Origin of the sequence: Desulfoprunum benzoelyticum, from assembly GCF_014201505.1 — a bacterium.
GTDB classification, from domain to species: domain Bacteria; phylum Desulfobacterota; class Desulfobulbia; order Desulfobulbales; family Desulfocapsaceae; genus Desulfoprunum; species Desulfoprunum benzoelyticum.
Genome location: NZ_JACHEO010000023.1, coordinates 17,005 through 36,282, shown reverse-complemented (window position 1 = coordinate 36,282; position 19,278 = coordinate 17,005). Strand labels below are relative to the sequence as shown.

At 60.5% G+C, this 19,278-nt stretch carries 16 protein-coding genes; 5 read left to right on the top strand and 11 right to left on the bottom strand.

Annotation, left to right across the window (positions count from 1 at the left end; all coding sequences use genetic code 11):
* Positions 1–3 precede the first annotated feature (3 nt).
* Both HNQ81_RS15020 and HNQ81_RS15015 read right to left on the bottom strand, forming a co-directional pair.
* The gene (locus HNQ81_RS15020; protein ID WP_183352130.1) at positions 4–1,413 is read right to left on the bottom strand and encodes a hypothetical protein; all 1,410 of its coding nucleotides are present in this window, start codon (positions 1,411–1,413) and stop codon (positions 4–6) included.
* A 144-nt stretch (positions 1,414–1,557) separates the two neighbouring features.
* Positions 1,558–2,046 carry a GNAT family N-acetyltransferase gene (locus tag HNQ81_RS15015; protein WP_183352129.1) on the bottom strand — a complete coding sequence of 163 codons (489 nt, stop codon included), beginning with the start codon at positions 2,044–2,046 and terminating at the stop codon, positions 1,558–1,560.
* Between the two features lie 714 nt (positions 2,047–2,760).
* Between HNQ81_RS15015 and HNQ81_RS15010 the strand changes: the two genes are divergently transcribed.
* From HNQ81_RS15010 to HNQ81_RS15000, 3 genes are all read left to right on the top strand, one after another.
* Entirely contained in the window at positions 2,761–3,426 is a 666-nt protein-coding gene (locus HNQ81_RS15010; protein WP_240191598.1) for a response regulator, read from the top strand.
* A 509-nt stretch (positions 3,427–3,935) separates the two neighbouring features.
* Positions 3,936–4,331, top strand: a complete 396-nt coding sequence (locus HNQ81_RS15005) for a hypothetical protein (protein ID WP_183352128.1) — start codon at positions 3,936–3,938, stop codon at positions 4,329–4,331.
* 149 nt (positions 4,332–4,480) lie between these two features.
* On the top strand, positions 4,481–4,705 hold the full coding sequence (locus HNQ81_RS15000) for a hypothetical protein (RefSeq protein ID WP_183352127.1): 225 nt from the start codon (positions 4,481–4,483) through the stop codon (positions 4,703–4,705).
* Positions 4,706–4,857: 152 nt separating this feature from the next.
* Here HNQ81_RS15000 and HNQ81_RS14995 read toward each other — a convergent pair whose 3' ends face one another.
* The 5 genes from HNQ81_RS14995 to HNQ81_RS14975 all read right to left on the bottom strand — a co-directional run bounded on the left by HNQ81_RS14995 (position 4,858) and on the right by HNQ81_RS14975 (position 12,469).
* Positions 4,858–8,496, bottom strand: a complete 3,639-nt coding sequence (locus tag HNQ81_RS14995; protein WP_183352126.1) for a DUF3683 domain-containing protein — start codon at positions 8,494–8,496, stop codon at positions 4,858–4,860.
* A gap of 499 nt (positions 8,497–8,995) precedes the next feature.
* The gene (gene modC, locus HNQ81_RS14990; RefSeq protein ID WP_183352125.1) at positions 8,996–10,051 is read right to left on the bottom strand and encodes a molybdenum ABC transporter ATP-binding protein; all 1,056 of its coding nucleotides are present in this window, start codon (positions 10,049–10,051) and stop codon (positions 8,996–8,998) included.
* A 4-nt stretch (positions 10,052–10,055) separates the two neighbouring features.
* Positions 10,056–10,745: a molybdate ABC transporter permease subunit gene (modB, locus tag HNQ81_RS14985; RefSeq protein WP_183352124.1), complete on the bottom strand. Its 690-nt coding sequence runs from the start codon at positions 10,743–10,745 to the stop codon at positions 10,056–10,058.
* 127 nt (positions 10,746–10,872) lie between these two features.
* On the bottom strand, positions 10,873–11,631 hold the full coding sequence (gene modA / locus HNQ81_RS14980) for a molybdate ABC transporter substrate-binding protein (RefSeq protein WP_183352123.1): 759 nt from the start codon (positions 11,629–11,631) through the stop codon (positions 10,873–10,875).
* Between the two features lie 52 nt (positions 11,632–11,683).
* Positions 11,684–12,469 (bottom strand): TOBE domain-containing protein, encoded by a 786-nt coding sequence (locus HNQ81_RS14975; RefSeq protein WP_337833463.1) that lies wholly within the window; start codon positions 12,467–12,469, stop codon positions 11,684–11,686.
* Positions 12,470–12,819: 350 nt separating this feature from the next.
* On the opposite strand from HNQ81_RS14975, the gene fdhF reads away from it, so the two are divergent.
* On the top strand, positions 12,820–15,513 hold the full coding sequence (fdhF, locus tag HNQ81_RS17690; RefSeq protein ID WP_183352121.1) for a formate dehydrogenase subunit alpha: 2,694 nt from the start codon (positions 12,820–12,822) through the stop codon (positions 15,511–15,513).
* 187 nt (positions 15,514–15,700) lie between these two features.
* Here the strand turns inward: fdhF and HNQ81_RS14965 are convergent, their stop codons facing one another.
* Positions 15,701–16,585 (bottom strand): formate dehydrogenase accessory protein FdhE, encoded by an 885-nt coding sequence (locus HNQ81_RS14965; protein WP_183352120.1) that lies wholly within the window; start codon positions 16,583–16,585, stop codon positions 15,701–15,703.
* Between the two features lie 104 nt (positions 16,586–16,689).
* Here HNQ81_RS14965 and HNQ81_RS14960 point away from each other — a divergent pair, with 104 nt between their 5' ends.
* Positions 16,690–16,839 (top strand): hypothetical protein, encoded by a 150-nt coding sequence (locus HNQ81_RS14960; protein ID WP_183352119.1) that lies wholly within the window; start codon positions 16,690–16,692, stop codon positions 16,837–16,839.
* Here HNQ81_RS14960 and HNQ81_RS14955 read toward each other — a convergent pair.
* The 3 genes from HNQ81_RS14955 to HNQ81_RS14945 all read right to left on the bottom strand — a co-directional run bounded on the left by HNQ81_RS14955 (position 16,836) and on the right by HNQ81_RS14945 (position 18,883).
* A complete protein-coding gene (locus tag HNQ81_RS14955; RefSeq protein ID WP_183352118.1) occupies positions 16,836–17,315 on the bottom strand; it encodes a molybdopterin-binding domain-containing protein in 480 nt (159 codons plus the stop codon). The genes HNQ81_RS14960 and HNQ81_RS14955 overlap by 4 nt on opposite strands.
* Before the next feature lie 516 nt (positions 17,316–17,831).
* Positions 17,832–18,359 (bottom strand): DUF6691 family protein, encoded by a 528-nt coding sequence (locus tag HNQ81_RS14950; protein WP_183352117.1) that lies wholly within the window; start codon positions 18,357–18,359, stop codon positions 17,832–17,834.
* Positions 18,356–18,883 (bottom strand): YeeE/YedE thiosulfate transporter family protein, encoded by a 528-nt coding sequence (locus HNQ81_RS14945; RefSeq protein WP_183352116.1) that lies wholly within the window; start codon positions 18,881–18,883, stop codon positions 18,356–18,358. Before HNQ81_RS14945 ends, HNQ81_RS14950 begins: the two co-directional genes overlap by 4 nt.
* Positions 18,884–19,278 lie beyond the last annotated feature (395 nt).

The following is a 19,278-nucleotide window of genomic DNA, read 5'->3' as shown; positions in this document are numbered from 1 at the left end:
CCCTCAATCGGCGCCCCGGACGATGGCGGCGGCCCAGTTGCCCACGGTGGGGGGAGCCAGCACGGTGGCGGCCCCCCCGTCGAGCGGCCGGCTCGGCCCCCACTCCCCGGAGGCGATATCGATCCAGTAGACGGTCCAAGGCCCACGGCCTGCGGACAGATCGAGCCGCACTTCGCCGCCGGCGGGAAAATACAGGGCATAGGCGAAGCCGGCGGCGGCAGCGAGATAGGCCTCGTTCGGTTCCCGGTCGGCGAGCAGGTCGGTGGCCGGGGTTAGCGACCACAGCCGGATCTTCGATTCGAGCTTACGGGCGGCGCGAATGGCCGCGACCGCCTTGTCGCCCAATCCCAGCCCGGCTTCGGGACGATGGAAGCGCAGCGAAGCGGCGCCGGCGAGGAGGTGGCGCCAGAAGCGCTCGATGCCGTCCTGTTCGGTGGAACCGGCCCTGGTGCCGGCTCCGTAGATCTTGGTGGTGTTCATCGGCCGCGGCCTCTCCGCCAGATAGCGGCGGACGTAAAGGAACCCATCCCAATGCTTCTGACCGCGGTTGTGGTTGTTCTGCGAGACATCGACAAAGCCGTACAACTCCGGGTGGTCGAACGTCCGCTTGTGCCGGGCGGCGCTCAGATTCCAGTCATCCCACATCTCGGTCACATAGATCGTCCGGCCCGCCTTCACCGCCCTGGCCTTGACGAACTGGGCCCAGTATCGCCCCCACTCCTCTTCGCCGCTGGTCTCGTTGTCGATGCAGTACAGCACATGATCGTAGCGCAGGCTATGGTCGAGCATCCGGTCGACGAAACGCTGCTGGAAACCCAGGATCGTCCGGTTATGACGCTGATTCGGCGTGGTGAAAAAAAACGGCTGCCGGTTGGCGGCGGGATGGTCGGGATAGCGCGGGGCGAATCCCGACTCCTCATAGCCGTAATTGACGTTGTTCTTCGGATTATAGGGGTGGATCTGCCAGCGGTTTTTGCCGCCCTGATCGGTGAAATCGAACCGGTCCCAGATCTCGATCTGGACGAAGATCCGCCGCCTGGAAGTCTCCCGGAGCAGGCGCTCGAACCGCGCCCAGTACTCCTCGTCCCATTCATTGAGGTCGTAGCGGCCGTCGGCGCGGCGTTTGAAGGGATAAACCTCGAAGCCCTTGTCCTTGCGGTCGCTCATCGTGTTGCGGATGACATTGCCGCCGGCGGCGTCCAGGCGCTCCAGTTGGGCGAGAAGATCCTTCTCCGGCCACTGGAAGAGGCTATCGTCATCGCTGCCTCCCAGCAGCAGCACCGGTTCACCGCGATAGCTCCAGTACCAGGGATTTTCGGACCAGGGTTGCAGTCCGGCCGCGGCAGCAACGGCAGCCGGTCCGGTGACAGCCAGAGCGACCAGCATGAAAAACAGAGCAACAAGATAACGCATATCCTCAATCCTTGATGTTGTGTGGTTCCGGCGCCAGGCCAAAGGCACCGCGTACTACGTGCGGTCCCGGCCGGGACTGGTTGCGGATCGACCGATTGCGGGGAGATGCGGCCTTGCCGGTCCGGGTATTTCCGAACCGATACCCTACGGGCTCACCCGTTTTCCCAGGATGGACAGGCTGAATTCCCGGCCGTCCATCTCCGCCACATCGGGCAGTCTGCCCCACTCGGCGAAACCGAACGATTTGAAGAGGCGGAGGCTGGGTTCATTGTGGGAAAAGATAAACCCCATCACCGTCTTGATGCCCAGTTGTCGAGCCAGGCCCAGGGCCTCGGCCAGCAGGGTCCGACCCAGGCCCTGCCCCCTGCAGGCGGGAGCGATGTAGATGCTGATTTCGGCGGTGTTCTCATAGGCAGGTCGGCCGTAAAACGACTGAAAACTGACCCAGGCGACGACCCTGTCGTCCTGCTCGTGGACCATCAGCGGCCGTCTGTCGGGAAGATGCTGCTCGAACCAGTCCCGCCTTGATTCGATCGTCACCGGGGCTGTGTCGGCGGTCGACAACCTGGTCGGAACGGTCGAATTGTATATGGAGACGATCGCCGCCAGATCGCCCTCGTTGGCAATACGCATCTTTTTCCCGATTGTCCTGTTGTTGCGCCCTGGGGACCTGAAGCAGCCACATTGCCGATGGCCGGCAACCGTCGCTGGCGACGCTGTGCCCCAAATCGGTAAGCCGGAATTGTCGCCGCGGTCGATCGTCATCGCTACGACCGGCACACGGGATTGTGGTGACGCATCCGGCGACGTTCCCGGAACCATACGGCTGGAAACCGGGTTCTCCATCGACGCCTCTCCAGATTCTATGCGTTCAGCAGCCAAATGCCAATTGATTTGTCGCATACCACTCCACACCGCTTCTTCCGCACACGGAGGCAACGCATCCCTCTCCATGTTGACATCGCCACCCACCACATCGCACTCGAATCACTGCCCACCGGCGCCAACCACCACGAACAACCAGGGCGAGTGATTCTCGGGGTCAGCGTTGCCCGGCCTTCAAGCCAGGGCCTTGTCACAGGCCAACGCCTCCGACGCATCTCACTATCGTCGCCAACCGCGATCCCCTCCACAACCCCAAATCCCGGATATGATATATTTGATATCCATTTCATCCCCCATATTCACCCATTGTCATTTTTCACGCAAAAGGTCATTGATACATTTCGATCGAACTCATCTGACGTCGTGTAAAATCCTTCAGGCAGGGAATCCTGAATCGGCTTCGCCAGTTTCACCGTCCTTGACGCGACGTCTTCACACCCCGGTACAGCAAGCGGGAGAACCATGGCACAATTCAACTCACCCCCCAAAAACCGGCAGGGCAGTTTCGGGCTCATGGAAGCGATTGCGTCCTTGAAAGACAAATCGTTGCTGGTGGTCGATGATGAACCGATCATCCGCAACAGTCTCGCCAGGGATCTGGCCATCGCCGGCCTCACAGCGACCACAGCTGCCGATGGCGAGGAGGCGGTTGCACTGATCGATGCCAATGCCTATGACATCGTGATCACCGACCTGGTGATGCCCCGGCTCAATGGCCTGCAGGTGCTGGAGGCTGCCAAACAGCGGCGTCCGATGGCCATTGTGATTATCCTCACAGGCAACGGGGTCATGGAGTCGGCAATCGATGCCCTGCGCCTGGGGGCGGACGATTTTCTGCAGAAGCCATGTGATACCGATGAACTGCTGTACCGGATGTCGACCTGTCTCGTGAAACAGGCTATGCAGCGAAAAATCGCGTTGTATGAGGAATTTCTGCCGATGTGCTGTTACTGCAAGAAAATTCGTGACGATCAGCAAGGTAAACAAGGAGAAGGCCGCTGGTACAGTCTGGAAGAATATTTCAACAGAACCAAAGGGGTGCGCATTTCCCACGGTTGCTGCCCCGATTGTTACGCTGAACAGATCAAAAACCTTCACTCCGACCGGGACGAACCATCCTCTTCGTGACATCACCGGAGGACCCCGCCGAAGTCGACGGCACAATCTTTTTCAGATTGCGTCGGCCTCTGGTTATCCCCGGCCGGAACCCGTCCGTCCTGCATCCGCTTTCGGGCAAACGCGACGATATCAACCCGGAGACGCCGCCGCACTCCTCTTCGGTGACAAACCGACCCGACATGCACCCGACATGCGCCCGACATACACCCGACATGAGGTCATTCCGGACCCTATGCCCCCTGATGTCCGCTTTCAATCTCCAGCAATCGGACGTAAAAGTTGAATCAGGGCACGGTATCCCTCAAGGCGGTCGCGACAATTCACCGGGACATGACAAGCGGCGCCACCTCCGATCCCAACCCTTTTTCAATTCAACATTTCGACGCGATACCCGATCGAAACAGCGCCGACACAACTATCAGGATGGATCGGAGGCATGGGGCCGCGACAGGGGATGCAGATCGAATTAGGGAATGTACCGTGGAATTTTTTGTACAATCTGGAACGGAGCGATGAAAATGAAAAAGAAAATTGCACTACTGGCGATGGTTTTGTGCGTTGCAGGCACGACGACGGCGTTTGCCCGGGGCGGCCACCATTATTACGACCGTGGGTACAGTCACAGCTACTATGGAGGGAGACATCACCACAATGGTGTCGGCATCGCCTTCGGCGTCATGGGAGGACTTCTCCTTGGTTCGGCACTGATTCATGCGGCAACACCACCGCCGACAGTTGGATACGGATATCCGACCGCGGCATATCCACCGGCTGTCGTCGTCCGCCAGCCCCAGATCTGCGTCGAAGACCGGGTTGTCAGCGGCGAGTGGCAGATCAGCCAGTATGACGGCCGTCGGGTCTGGGTTTCATACCCCTACCCTCTCACCCAGAGGATACAGATTCCCTGCTATTGACAGCGTCGGCAGGATCCTTTTCACACCCGTATGCCGACAAACACCGTTACCAGGCGGCCAGGAACGTTGCTGCAGGAGCTACGACGATCCGTCGTTGTCGAGCTCAGGCGACCCTGTAGCAGCAAAGGGCACCTTGAAAGGAGGAAACAATGAAAAAAATCATAATGGGACTTGTTCTCGTGCTGTCGCTGGTCTCCCTTGCAGGCTGTCATCATTGGGTCGGATATCACGGCGGCTACTACCGCGACGGCATCCAGTACCGGGATGGCGGCCGCCACCGGGACGGCGGTTACTACATGGGCGACAGGTACCACCGGAGCCGCGATTATTACCGCGGCGACCGATACAGGGACCGAGACAGGTATCGGCAGTAGGCCCTTGCCCTCATGACGACCGGCGGCGGCCACGACCGGTCGCCCCAGCGCCGTCGTCGGCATCGAGGGCGGGAAGGCGGCAAAAGAGCCTTCCCGCCGCCAGGTTCCCGTTACCCGGGGAAAAGGCTGCTACCAAAGACGGGTTGATCCCCCTAAAACGTCACCTTTTCCGCCCCCTCCACCAGTCGCGCGAATTCACTCATCCAGTCAGGTCCGCCGATGGCCTCGGCCAGGACCACCGTCATGTGCTGCGGGGTGATCCCCATCTCCCGGTTGCGCCCGAGGCCGGAAAGGCAGGACGGGCAATTGGTGGCGATGATCGTCGCCTCGCTGCCGGCCCCGGCCCTGGCCAGGGACTCGCGTTTGCGCTCGAGCATCGCATGGGAGATATCCGGTCTCGAGACGGCCAGGGTCCCCGCTTCGGAGCAGCAGTTGGGAACACTCCGCACATCCTTGTACAACTGCCCCAGAAGCCTCGGTCCGTCCCCATCGAAGGAGTCATGGCAGGGAGTGTGGTACAGCACCGTTGCCTGGCGGCGGGAGCCGAACTGACCATTGGAGTTTTCCATGACGAATTGCGAGATGTCGGTCATCGGGCAGTCGAATATCTCGCTGACCCCCATTTCGTGCAGGGACTCGCGGCAGGTGCCGCAGCTGACGAGAAAGGCGTCGAACACAAGATGGCCGAGCATGTCCCGGATCTGGGTCAGGATGATGGTGTCGCGCAGGCTGATGATCGATGCCATCTTCTTCCTGGCATTGGCCTTGGCCGGAAAACCGCAGCATTGCGACAGCGGCGGGATGATGACCCGGATATTGTTCTTGGCCAGCAGATAGATGGCGGCGGTGGCGATGTCGGCGTACAATCGTTCCGAACCGCAGCCGGGAAAATAAAACACGGTCTTCCCGACCGGTCCCTCCGGGTTGATCATCAGCGCTTCCCGCTCCGAATAGTGCGGCAGCCGGGCGCCGAGGCTGGTGGCCGAAGCCGGCATCATCGGCGACTTGAACATGTTGAGAAAGCGCCAGCGCTGGTCGGTGATCGCCGGCGGCGCCTTCCTGTAGGCCTGGGCCGCCCAGCGCTGCAGGTCGCCGCCCCATTGCAGCACCCCCTTGCGGAAGACCTTGTTGAAGCTGCGGTTCCTGTTCTTCAGGTAATACAGCGACATCAGGGTCGCCGGAGCGGTGTGCTTGTAGCCGAGATCGCTGAGGATCTCCCGCTCGAGCAGCGACACCTCGGCAGTGTCGATATCGACCGGGCAGGGGGCCAGGCACTTGCGGCACAGGGTGCAGTGGTCGGCGATCTCCTCGAGGTTTTTCAGCTGATTGAAGCGCGGCAGGTGGGTGCGCTGCATGTCGTAGAGCAGGGCCTCGATGAGCGAACCGATGACCATGTTCTTGTTGCGGGGATGGAAAAAGATATTGCTTCCCGGGTGGTAGACGCAGCACACCGGCATGCACTTGCCGCAGCGGATGCACTTGGAGATCATCGACGACAGCTTGGCCAACGACCCATACTGGAGGATCTTCGCCTCCAGTTCGAGCAGGTTGAACGACGGGGTGTAAACCTTGTCGATGATTTCCGGATCGTTGAGCATCCCTGGATTCATGATCCCCTGGGGATCGACGTCCTGCCGGTAGCGGCGCAGCTCCTCCAGCCGGGAATGTTCCAGAAATTTCATCTTGGTGATGCCGATCCCGTGCTCGCCGCTCACCACTCCGCCCAGTTCGACCGCTTTGGCCATGACATCTTCGGCGGTCTTCTCGGCCCGCTTCATCATCGCCCGGTCGTTGGAGAAGACCGGGATGTTGACATGGATATTGCCGTCGCCGGCGTGCATGTGGGTGGCGATGATGATCCGCCTCGACCGCACCTCGCTGTAGATGCTCTCGATACCACCGCTGACCTTGCTGTAGCCGCTCAGCAGCTCCAGCAGATCGGCCAGCAGTTTTCTGATATCGATCGCGTCCCGCATCGACTCCCGACTGCGGAGCTGCAGCTTCTCCAGGGTCTCCCGGCACAGGTCGTTGGCCTTGGGGATCTTCGCCTCGAGCCAGTCCGGGTCCTCGATGGGTTCGGCGGTCTGCAGGTACTCGACGATCCGCTCGATGAACTGGGTCTTGTTATGGATATCCTCGTCGATGTTGTAGGCGTCGACGAACCGGGCGAATTCGGCCAGTGCCGGCAGGGGGAGGACGATATCCTCGTTGAGTTTGAAGGCATTGGTGCGGGCGGCGATGGCCCCGAGCCGCTTGCGGTCGCGCCAGAAACGGGCGGCCTCGTCGGCATCCTGGGCGATGAACAGCTCGGTGTTGCTGTACGGCAGCAGGAGTTGTTTCAACCGCTCCTTGCCGCGCAGCACCTGGGCGGTGGTGTGGCCGACCATGTCGATCAGCAGCACCGCCTTCGGATGTTCGCTCCGGGCCGCCTTGAATTTGTACTTGATGGCGCGGATATACTCCTCGTCAAAGTGCTCGAGGGCCATCAGCGCCTCTTCGCCGTGGTTGACGAACTCCTCGGAGATCTCGACGATGACCCGGCTGGCCTCATCCATGTCGTCGCCGAAAAATTCCAGGCAGTAGGTCATCTTCTTCTCGTAGGCCTGGTGGAGCACGAACTCGCCGGAGGTGATGATCCCGTCAGTGCCCTCTTTCTGGAAGCCCGGCAGCCCTTTCAGGGCCTTGTTGGTGATATCCTTCCACAGCCCCTTCTTGCGGATATCGGTCCCGGTCAGATGGACGTCGCGGAGCAGCCGCCCGTTGTGATCGAGGACCTGGAAATGGACCGCATCGTCGGGCAGAATCTTGCGCATCGGATGGTTGACCCGGCGCACGGTGACCAGCCCGTTGCCGGGCATGGCGATGGTGTAGGCCAGGATGTTGTCGATCGCCGTGCCCCACAGCACCGCAGTCTTACCGCCGGCATTTTCGGCGATGTTGCCGCCAATGGTCGAAGCCCAGGCGCTGGTCGGGTCGGTGGCGAAGACCAGGTTGTCCCCTGCGGCGTGGGCCATGGCGTCGGAGGTGACGACTCCGGCCTCGACCTTCAGCGTCGGAATCCGTACATCCGGACCGAGATGAGGCATATCCCAGTAAACGATGTCATGAATTTTCGTCAGCTTCTCGGTGTTGATGATGACGCAGTCGCTGGTCACCGGGACGCTGCCGCCGGTCAGGCCGGTGCCGCCGCCGCGGGGGATGATTTTCAATCCCAGTTCGGCCACCGCCTGCATCAGCGGCGGCACCTGCTCCTCGACCGAGGGCCGCAGCACCGCCAGCGGCAGAAAGAGGCGCCAGTCGGTGGCGTCGGTGGCGTGGCTGATGAGGGTGAAGGGATCGAAGCGGACGTTTTCAACGCCGATGATCGCTCCCAGCTTTTTCTGCATCTGCACGCGCAGCGCCGGGGCGTCGTGAATTTCCTGCTTGATCTCGGCGAAGCGCCGGCGACAGGTCGCCACCAACCTGAACACCTTGGAACTGCGCTCCGAACCGACCCGCCCGATACGCGCCGCCTCCTCGATGATCGCCAGATCCTCTTCGGCGGTGTCGAAAAACCGTTGCCGCCGGTCAGGCGAATCGATCAGCTCCTGAAACAGGAACGGGTTGCGCCGCAGGATGAACAGGTCGCCCATGAAACGCATTACCAGCCGCGACGAGCGCCCGGTGATCCTCTGGCTGCGCAGTTCTTCCAGATCCTCCCACACCTCCGCCCCAAAGAGAAGATTGATGATCAGTTTGTCGTCGGCTGAGGTGAAGTTATAGGGTATTTCGCGATAGTTTTTCTTGGTCATGTTCAAGGTCCTGAATGGCGAAAAAAAAGCCCCTCACGCTGTTATTCGCAGCCAGAAGGCTGTTGGCGCCGGCAGTGGCGTTGAGCGACCGGGGGGGTGGTTGAGTTTTGACAGCAGCACATCGACCGGTGCAGGAAATCCTGCCCGGCGAACGTCGGGTTGCAGCGAACGGTCGCCCAAGAGGCGAATTCGTCTATTCCTGGGAAGACGACGAAGGGTAGAATGATATACAGAAGGATAGTTTCAGACACAACATTAAACCGGACTCTTCGGATGGTTGATGTATTTTCATACACAATTCTCCGAAGATCGGCAAGAGCCGGAAGACGGTTTCCGGAAAGCCGTCGTCAAACAATAACTGTTACGCAGAAATACCTTTCCGGCATAAGGGGCCGTAACGAAATGGTGAAAAATGTAACGGTTATTTCGTAACGGCCCCTAAGCGCCGGTCACCTCTCCGTCCCGGGAAGGCCCGGCCGCAAGTGACGGCGCCGGCATTTCAGACAATCCGGCGAAAGGACGAGGCCTTGATCGCGGCGACGACCTCGCCCCCCGCCGCGAGTCCCATCTCGCACACCGATTCCTGAACAATCTGGGCCACCAGGCGGTTGCCGCGGCAATCGAGTTCGACCCCGACCCGGTTGTTGACCCCGAAGAGGCCGACCACCCGGCAGGTCAGAAGATTGCGGGCACTGATGGCGGCAAGCCGGCCCTTGAGCAGAATGATGTCCCTGGCCTCGAGCTCGAAAAATTTGTCGCCGGCGCCGCCGCCTTCGGTCAGGACCAGTTCGGTCTCTCCCCAGGGATAACACCACAGATCGCCGACCTGGCGCGGGGGGCCGAGATGCAGCATGTTGACATAGCCACCGCCGGCCGTGGCCATGTCGCTGCGGGCCAGGCTCTCGGTCGACACCTGCGCCTGCAGGGCGCCATCATGAAAGACCAGGACCTCGTCGGTCATCAACCGCATCTCGCGCAGCGAATGGCTGATGAAGAGCAGCGGGATGGCGAATTGATCGAGGACTCTCTGCAGATAGGGGATGATCTGGTATTTCAGTTCCTCGTCGAGGCCGGTCAGCGGCTCGTCCATCAGGATCAGCCGGGGACAGGCCAGCACGGTGCGGCCGAGGGCCACCCGCTGCCGCTCGCCGCCGGACAGCCGGGTGACGCCGCGATGAAGGAGGTGACCGAGATTGAGGACCTTTATCAAGGCCTCCGGTTCGATCCGGCGATCGCCGGGATCGGTCCGTCGCCAGCCGTACAGCAGGTTCCGCCGCACGTTCATGTGGGGGAACAGGCGGGCATGCTGAAACACCACCCCGATCCGCCGCTGTTCCGGCGGGAGGTTGATCCCTGCCTCGGCATCATACAGCGTGTGCCCGGCGAGGCGGATCCTGCCCCGATCCGGAACGACCAGCCCGGCCAGCAGGTTCATCAAGGTCGATTTGCCGCTGCCGGAAGGCCCGAACACCCCGCAGCGCAGCGAATGCACGGTGAAGGCGGCGGCGCAGCAAAACGCCCCGAGCCGTTTTTCGATATCGACCTCGAGTTCCATCCCCTCACCTCCTCTTCAGACTGCGGCCGAGCGCCTCGCTCAGCAGCAGGATGGCAAACGACAGGGCGATCGACACCAGGCAGAGGTTGAGGGCGGCCCGATCGCCGCCGGGGGTGTTGGTGTACTCGTAGATCGCCAGAGGAATGGTCTGGGTCACGCCGGGGATGTTGCCGGCGAGGATGATCGTCGCCCCGAATTCGCCGAGGCTGCGGGCGAACATCAGGGTCATGCCGGCCAGGACCGCCCGCCCCGACAGGGGCAGGGTGATGGTGACCAGGGCATCCCACCGACCGGCCCCCAGGGTCCGCGCCGCCATCAGGCAATTGTCGTCGATCGCCTCCATGCCGATGCGGATCGCCCGGACCATCAGGGGAAAGCCGACCACCGCCGAGGCGAGGATCGCCCCGCTCAGGGTGAAGATGATGCGGATATCGACCGACCGCAGCAGCGGCCCGAGTAATCCAGCCTGGCCGCAGACCAGGAGCAGCAGATAACCGACGACGACCGGCGGCAGCACGAGCGGCAGGTTGATCAGTCCCTCGATCAGCGACTTTGCCGGCATCTTGGAAAAGACCAGAAAATGGGCGGTGGCGAAACCCAGAGGGGTGGCGATCAGGGTGGCGCCGCAGGCCACCTTGATGGACAGCCAGACGGCAGCGGTATCCTGGGCCGTAAGGGTCAGAAATGTATCCATGTATCGCAAGATAAATAACCCGGCTTGAGCTGGGAAAAAACGCCGGTGATAAGGCTGCACTGCCGGTGACGGCGTCATCCCTGACGGTTGGAGGCGACGCCGTACGGCCGGTTACGGCGCGGAGGACCTATTGAACTGTCACAAACCCGAATTTTTTCAATATTTCAAGGGCTTCCGGACCGGCAAGATAGCTGTAGAACGCCCTGACCTCGGCCTTGGCTGCACCGGCGGTGGTCATGACCATCGGATAGGCCACACGATCGTAGAGATCATCCGGGACCTCGAACAGGATCGTCGCCTCTTTGGCCAGCAGGGCATCGGTCCGGTAGACGAATGCCCCATCGACCTCGCCACGATCGGCATAGAGCAGCGCCTGGCGGACATCCTGGGCCATCACCAGTTTATGTGCCCTGTGCAGATCTTCGTAGACTCCGGCCGTGCGCATCGCCTGTTCGGCATACTGGCCGGCCGGAACACTGGCCGGGGTGCCGAGGGCGATCCGCTGCAGGCCATTGAGGTCGGTCAGTGATGTGACCGCAACACCTTTTCTGCCGACAAAGACCAGCCTGTTCGAAGCCAACACGCCCCTGCTCTTGCCCTCCGCCTTGCCTTCCTTGACCACATGGTCCAACCATTTGGCGTTGGCGGAGAGAAAGATATCCGTCGGCGCCCCCTGCACCGTCTGTTTGGCCAGGGCTCCGGAGGCCCCGAAATTGGTCCGGATCCTGGCGTCCGGCTGCACCCTTCCGAACCCCCTGATGATCTCCATCATCGCATCCTTGGTGCTGGCCGCAGCCGACAGATTGATCTCACCGGCACGGGCGAGACCGGTTGCCAGAAAACAGACGGCCACGATTACAGCAAACAGCATGGTTCTTCTCTTCATTGTCCTATCCCTTTCACGTAGTGATTGCGAGCCGCACGTTTTCCCGACTCCGTCAGACGACCGCCAGCAGGACGCTCGAGGCCTTGAAGATCGCCGCGACCTCCACTCCCGGCTGCAATCCGAGCCGGCGGACGCTCTCGCAGGTATTGATCGCGGTCACCGTGTTACCGCCGGGCAGATCGATGATCACCTCATCATTGACGACTCCCGGGACAATCCGTGCCACCTTGCCCGGCAGAACGTTGCGGGCCGAGAGCTGTTCCCGCCGGACATCACGGCCGAGCAGGACCGAGGGAGCCTTGACCATCGCCAGCACCTCCATCCCCGGTGCCAGACCGAGACGATGGACGCTGTTGTCGGTGATGACCGCCACCACCGTATCGCCTCCCTTCAAGGCCACGGTGATGACGCTGTTGACCGCACCCTGCTCGATCGCGGCCACCGTTCCGGCCCAGACATTTCTCGCGCTGACCTTCATTTCGAACCTCCGCAACATTTTCAGGGCGTTCAGGGCCTCGTCCGGCCGCTCGCCCAGAAAACCGACGAAGGCGGCGAATTCCCGCCGCAGGATCGCCACCTTGCGCAACAGTCCCCGGCCCTCTTCGGTCAGCACCGTTCCCCCGCCACCACTGCCGCCCACCTGCCGGATGACCAGCGGTGTAGTGGAGAGATTGTTCAAGGTCTCGATTTTTTCCCAGGCCGCCTTGTAACTGAGACCGACATGCCTTGCCGCCCGGTTGATCGAACCGCAGGCGTCGATGCTCTCCAGCAGGCGAATCGAGGTGTCATTTTCTCCCACCCACCCGAGCATATGCCGTAATGTTGTTGAAATCGGCACGTTAATCCCACCTTCGTTAATTGGAGGACCTGACCGCCCCATCCGTTATTCGATTTATGAATAACGGATGGGGCGGTCAGGTGCAATCATTTTTTGGCCTTGCCCCGATTGAGATTGGTCTGCTGCCAGCGGACCAAACGAAGACAACCGCTATTGGGCCGGTGTCCATGATGGACCAACCAGACCGATCAAGCCCGTTTTTCGTGTCATTCCCGGTTAATGATGGTCATTTCCAGATCATGTGATGAAAATATTCGCTTTCAAGGCTAGGCTTTGCTGATCAACAGATCCGTGTCGGCCGAAAAGTACCGATTCCACTCACTTGAACAACCGCAACAGGGAGAAGATCGATGACCAGTCCTGCGACAATCGTGATTAACGGCAAGGAAGTCCAATTTACCGGAGGCCAGACCATCCTCGAGGTCTGTCGAGGGGCGGGGGTACCGATTCCGACCCTGTGCCATGACAATCGGCTGAAGCCCTACGGCGGCTGCCGGCTGTGCATCGTCGAGATCAAGGGAGTGCCGCGGCCCCTGGCCTCCTGCACCACCCCGGCCGAGGCCGGGATGGAGGTCACGACCGAAAGCCCGCGGCTGACCCGCCTGCGCAAGACCGTCCTTGAACTCCTGCTGTCCAATCACCCCAATGACTGCATGTGCTGCGAGGCCGCCGGCAACTGCGGCCTCCAGACCCTGGCCTATCGCTTCGGCGCCAGGCTCGACCGGTTCCCGGGCGAACAGTGGCAGTTGCCGATCCGCCAGGACAACCCGTTCATCACCTACGAGCCGAACAAGTGCATCGTCTGCGGCCGCTGCACCCGGATCTGCAACGAGGTCGTGATGGCCGGGACGATCTCGCTCGTCAATCGCGGCTTCGAGGTCATGCCGGATACCGCCTTCGCCAAGCCGCGCAGCCTCGACAACTGCGAATTCTGCGGCCAGTGCGTCTCCGCCTGCCCCACCGGCGCCCTCACCGACACCAAGGGTCGCGGTCTCGGCCGCGCCGGCGATGTCACCAAGGTCAAGACCACCTGCACCTACTGCGGCACCGGCTGCAACTTCTTCCTCAACGTCAGAAACGACCGGGTGATCCGGGTCACCTCCGATCTCAACGCCCCGGTCAACCACGGCAACCTCTGCATCAAGGGCCGCTACGGCTACGATTTCATCCATCACCCGGACCGCATCCGCACCCCGCTGATCAAGGAGGGCGACGGTTTCCGCGAGGCCAGCTGGGATGAGGCTTTGACCCTGGTCGCCTCCCGCTTCAAGGCCCTGATCGACGAATTCGGACCGGAAAAGGTCGGCGGCTTTTCCTCCTCCCGCTGCACCAACGAGGAAAACTATCTGATGTCGAAATGGGTGCGAACGGCGGTCGGCTCCAACAATGTCGATAACTGTGCCCGGGTCTGACACGCCCCCACCGTGGCCGGTCTGGCCACCAGTCTGGGCGCAGGAGCAGCAACGAACTCCCTGGCGCAGATGCCCGACATCGACACCCTGTTCCTCTTCGGCTCCAACCCGAACGAGGGCCACCCCATCATCTCCCTGTACCTCAAGGAGGCCATCGCCAACGGCGCCAGGCTGATCGTCGGCGACCCCCGCAAGACCTGGATGGCCAAACGGGCCGATGTCTGGCTCAACCTCAAGCCGGGCAGCAACATCGCCATGCTCAACGGCATCATCAACGTCATCCTGGAAAACGGCTGGGAAAACAAGGCGTTCATCGCCTCGCGAACCGAAGGCTTCGACGAACTCAGGGCCAAGGTCAAGGAGTACGATCTCGACCGGGTCGAACGATTGACCGGCGTCGGCCGCGACCGGATCATCGAGGCCGCCCGCCTCTATTCCCAGGCCGACAAGGCGATGATCGTCTACGGCCTCGGCGTCACCGAGCACCGGACCGGCACCGAGAACGCGATGGCGATTGCCAATCTGGCCCTGGTCTGCGGCCAGATCGGCCGACCGGCCACCGGCATCATGGCCCTGCGCGGCCAGAACAACGTCCAGGGGGCATCCGATCTCGGCCCGCTGCCGGCGACTTTGCCCGGCTACCAGTCGGTCGCCGACGCCGCCCTGCGCGGCAAGTTCGAGAAGGCCTGGGGGGTGAAGATCCAGGACAAACCCGGACTCAAGTCGGTCGAGATGCTCGACGAGTGCCGGCGCGGCAACTTCAAGGGGATCTTCATCCTCGGCGAGGACCCGGCCCACACCGACGCCGATGCCAAGCACGTGCAGGAGGCCCTGGCCGCCGTTGATTTTCTCGTCGTCCAGGATCTGTTCCACACCGAGACCACCCGCTTTGCCGACGTCATCCTGCCCGGCGCCAGTTTCGCTGAAAAAGACGGGACCTTCACCAACGGCGAACGCCGGATCCAGCGGGTGCGGCGGGCGGTGACGCCGGTGCCCGGCATGGCCGAGTGGGAGGTCATCTGCCGGATTTCGACCCTGATGGGCTACCCGATGGCCTACAACCATCCCTCCGAGATCATGGACGAAATCGCCGGTCTGGTGCCGATCTACGGCGGCATCAGTTACGACCGCCTGGAGGAGAAGGGGATCCAGTGGCCCTGCCCGACCAAGGATCATCCCGGCACCACGACCCTGTACACCGACCTCTTTTCCCGTCCGGGAGGTCTGGCGACCTTTATGCCGCTCGATCACCAGGGTTCGGGCGAGGTCCCGGACGAGCAGTACCCCTATGTCCTGATCACCGGCAGGATCCGCGAGCATTACAACAACGGTTCGATGACCAGGAGATCGGCCGGGATCGCCGAGGTCGTGCCGGAGGAACTGGCCGAGATCAATCCCGCCGATGCCGCGGCGCTGCAGATCAACGACGGCGACTGGATGCGAGTGTCTTCACGCCGGGGCGAGCTCAAGGTGCGGGCCAAGGTCAGCGACCGCTCCCAGGCCGGCAATGTCTTCATGACCTTTCACCACCAGGACACCCTGACCAATATCCTGACCTCAGGGTTCCGCGATCCGATAACCGGCACCCCGGAATACAAGTCCTGCGCGGTCAGGATCGAAGCCCTGGGCTAGATCGCCGGTGGCTGAAACAGGGCGGAGGCGGTGATCTTCACCGCCTCCGCCTGACAGGAAGGGGCGACTGCCGCGTTCATCACTACCGGATGACGGCATCGCCCCTTTTCTTCACTGCATCATCTTTTGCTATCCGGCGGCACAGCGTCCCTTCTCACCGACTCGTAGCACCCCAGCGCCTCCCGGCTCAATCGGCGGTGGCGAAGGTATTCCACTCGCACTCGGCCATCGGCTGGAACCCCTTGTCCTGGACCAGCATATCGAAGTGGGCAAGACTGAGGGCGATCAGATCGGCATTGGTCCGGCGGAGATTCCCCGACTGGTCGGTCGTCACCAGATAGCGTTCACATCGCTCGCAGGTGAAGGCCATCTCCTCCTTTTTGCCCTCGACGAACAGATAGCTCGTGCCCGCCGGTTCCTCATGTTCACAGTATGGACAGGTCATGCGGGGAAAGGACCACTCATGGCTGCACTGTGGACACTGCAGCCAGCGCTGCCCCTTGTCCCGGATGATGGCCAGATGCGGGAAACTGCCGCAGATAGGACAATAGCCTTTTGTCCATGTGAGCGAGGCCAGCTCCGTGGCTATTTCCTGCGCTTTGATACTCAGCATCAACCGTCCGAGGCAGCGGAGGAAGACGGCCAGCGACAGCTCCTGAATGCCGGTCTCCCTGGCCTTCCGCCCCAATTCCTCCGGTTTGAGCTCAATCGCCGAGCGGTAGAGGGTGCAACAATCCAGCCCTCCCCGGATTCTGTTCGTCAGGTAATCCATGTCCCCGGCAAGCTCACAAAAACCGTAACCGATCGCCCCGGCGACGGCCAGTCCCGCATCGTGCCAGCGGTCATCATAAAGCAGATCCGGGCATTGCTGCATCACCGTCATCCCGCTGGAATACCGAAGCGGATCGACGGTAATGGTCGTTTCTCCCTCCCGTTTGTTCTGCCCCCAGCGTTGCCGCAACAGCAACATCGGACCGAAGGAGGTGAACAGGTTGTCAAGATACGGTCTCTCCTGCTTCAGCCGGGCGATCTCCGCGGCCAGTTCTTCTTCCCTGCTTGTGGTATGACTCATGATTCAGCTGCCCTCGTATTTCATTCCCGCCCCCGTTGCAAGGGGCGGGGATACAGAAGAAGGAGCGGAGCCTCATGAGGCCCCGGTCCTCACGAAAAGATCACATGCACACCGGCGAAAAGATCATCGACCGGCCTATTACCTTCACTCTTCCAAAATCGATGCAGCAGCCCTGGACGGCGGCAATCGTTTCCTTCAACCCGCGAGGAGATCCGCGGCCTGTTGCCGTCAGGATACCAACTCTCGACCGCTAGCAGGGCCGAACGTCGATAACGGGACGGTAGCGCCGACACAGATCCTCGATCCTGCTGATCGTCCCCTCGGCCCCCTGCGCGAGTTCCAGCCATATCTCGGCAACCAGCTGGTTCTTGACCACTGCCTGTTCCAGTGCGAGGAAATTGATCCGAATTCCCACCTGACTGTGGATCGCCGCCAGCGCCTTCTTATCAACCCGCAACTGCCCGCCGTGCGCAGCCCGCATGCTGACAACCCCATCCTCGATTTCAGGCATCAGGATGCCGCTGCCGGCGGCGGCCACGGCGATCCTCAGTCCCGCGTCATCATTGCCGGCAAGGCCGTCATCGAAACTCAAGACGCAGACGTGCCCGGTGCCGGCGTTGATAATGCACCCCCCGCCTTTGACGTCGACGCAGTTCGAAATCGGAATGTGGTCACAGTCGTGAACGGGACTGGCTCCCGTCACGTTCTGTACCCGAATGATGTCTATCACCGCCCAACCTCCGCCTGTCGAAGAGCGCCCGATCCGGCGTCAACATGAGAGATTGTTGGCCGGTGACACCCCGTGATGATCGAAGGTTATAGAGTCATTTCCGTTATCGGCAACGAAATTTCTTAAACCGACAAACAACAACTAAAAACGATAAATATTTTGTAGTACTCAGATTTTTGTAAGCAGATACCTTACAGGAGCCCAAAGGAATTCCCTACCGGAACGGCTGCGAAAGGTCTGATCACAACCAGAAAAAGTCATTTCCGGTCAAATTGACGGATAAATCGGCGCGGCAGAGATACGATGTGATAAAAATAAAAAAAAGACGACGCCACATTTCCGGCGCCTCGGAACCGACCGATTCAAATCGGTATGCGGGGCGGAGTGGGGAGGGCAAGGCGGGAGAATACCCGCCCGCCTCGCCGATTATATACTCGATCTCACAACGGTATGGCGGCGTGCTGATGCTGTCCCAATGTACAGGTTGGTACCTGGGACGGACGCTCGCAACCGGTTCTAAAGATTCTTTTTTTCACAAAATATGAACAGACCTACGCTCGCAATAATAAAAACGGGAATAACCACCCAGTGATTGACGTGCAGCACGCCCGGCAACGTGATCTTGCCGAGATTGCCCCAACTCAGCAGAGTCTGCTGCATCAAGGGATAGGCCTCGGCGTACAAAGCCCCGCCGGCCAGCATTCCGAGCACGCCCCAAACACCGTCCCAACGCCCCTCTCCGATTGCACCGATGGCGGTCCCCGGACAGTACCCCAACAAGCCCCAACCGATACCGAAAAGCAGCCCCCCGCCAATTGTGGCCCCCAGAATAGTGGACTTCACCGAAAGCTTTGCGAGGCCCAGATCATGAAGAAGATAGATGCCAACTGTGCCAACCAGAATAGCGGAGAGCATGAATTTCACAATCGTCATGTCCAAAAGGCGTAATGCACCGATTTGTTTGTCATATCGCAAAACTTGCCCCCGCTGCAAAAAAAATCCGAAGAGAATGCCGGTGACAATTCCATACACAAGCTGGCTCATCGTTTTTTACCTCCCAGATACAAAAGATTGGCACTGATCATCCCGCCGATAAAAAAACAGAACAGCGCGACGAAACCACTGACCGCCAGCTGAGCCAGACCGCTCAGACCGTGGCCGGAAGGTCAGCCATCGGCGAGACGGGCGCCGAACATTGCCACCGTACCGCCGAGAAAGGCGATGGTACCTCTGAAGACGACATTCGAGCCGAATTTGTCCCGCCACATGTCCGGAACGGCCTGCGTCTTGTATGTCCCCGACGTTTTCGCCGCCACGAAAGAACCAAGCAGAACACCGGCAACGAACATCCACTGCCAATCGATTTTGGGCGTGGTCTTGACGAAATAATCTATCTGAGCAACGCGTTCGGCACTGAAAATCTGCTCAATCAATCCAACAGATCGTACAAATGACGTGGATGCCCCGAAGTAATTACCGGAAATCAGGACCGACAACACCAGCACAAGGCCGGCGCATGCTCCTGCGAAGTAGGGACTCCAATAGTTTCTGTCTCTCAGTTCTCCCATAATCGATCCTCCTTGATCAGTTGGTGTAATTCCGTTGCCTGTCTTTCATTGCTGCACGGATCAGTGCATTCCTTACATTTGTGCCATTACAACGATTACACCTGTTTGCATTTGAGACGGCCAGGTTCATCGATCAACCTGAACGTCGCTTCACCGAAGTATCCTGACCTCCTCTGCCGAAAAACCTTTCTCCAGAGTGGTTGTGATTGACTGAGGAGACATCATTTCCCTGCGATCCTGGCACTGTCGACTGAAAATGTCCGACAAAGGTGTCTTCCAGGAAAAGGTTACACTCTTCAGGGATATGCTGTCCATAGCCAGCGACGGCAAGAGATATCGTGGCGAGCAACAGCGAGGATCCATTCCTTGCCGATGGGAATGACTGACAAAGGCAT

Excerpts from the sequence above, each read along its gene's own strand:
- HNQ81_RS15020 (WP_183352130.1), bottom strand. The coding sequence starts at position 1,413 with ATGCGTTATCTTGTTGCTCTGTTTTTCATGCTGGTCGCTCTGGCTGTC.
- HNQ81_RS15015 (WP_183352129.1), bottom strand. The coding sequence starts at position 2,046 with ATGCGTATTGCCAACGAGGGCGATCTGGCGGCGATCGTCTCCATATAC.
- HNQ81_RS15010 (WP_240191598.1), top strand. The coding sequence starts at position 2,761 with ATGGCACAATTCAACTCACCCCCCAAAAACCGGCAGGGCAGTTTCGGG.
- HNQ81_RS15005 (WP_183352128.1), top strand. The coding sequence starts at position 3,936 with ATGAAAAAGAAAATTGCACTACTGGCGATGGTTTTGTGCGTTGCAGGC.
- HNQ81_RS15000 (WP_183352127.1), top strand. The coding sequence starts at position 4,481 with ATGAAAAAAATCATAATGGGACTTGTTCTCGTGCTGTCGCTGGTCTCC.
- HNQ81_RS14995 (WP_183352126.1), bottom strand. The coding sequence starts at position 8,496 with ATGACCAAGAAAAACTATCGCGAAATACCCTATAACTTCACCTCAGCC.
- modC (WP_183352125.1), bottom strand. The coding sequence starts at position 10,051 with ATGGAACTCGAGGTCGATATCGAAAAACGGCTCGGGGCGTTTTGCTGC.
- modB (WP_183352124.1), bottom strand. The coding sequence starts at position 10,745 with ATGGATACATTTCTGACCCTTACGGCCCAGGATACCGCTGCCGTCTGG.
- modA (WP_183352123.1), bottom strand. The coding sequence starts at position 11,631 with ATGAAGAGAAGAACCATGCTGTTTGCTGTAATCGTGGCCGTCTGTTTT.
- HNQ81_RS14965 (WP_183352120.1), bottom strand. The coding sequence starts at position 16,585 with ATGAGTCATACCACAAGCAGGGAAGAAGAACTGGCCGCGGAGATCGCC.
- HNQ81_RS14960 (WP_183352119.1), top strand. The coding sequence starts at position 16,690 with ATGCACACCGGCGAAAAGATCATCGACCGGCCTATTACCTTCACTCTT.
- HNQ81_RS14950 (WP_183352117.1), bottom strand. The coding sequence starts at position 18,359 with ATGAGCCAGCTTGTGTATGGAATTGTCACCGGCATTCTCTTCGGATTT.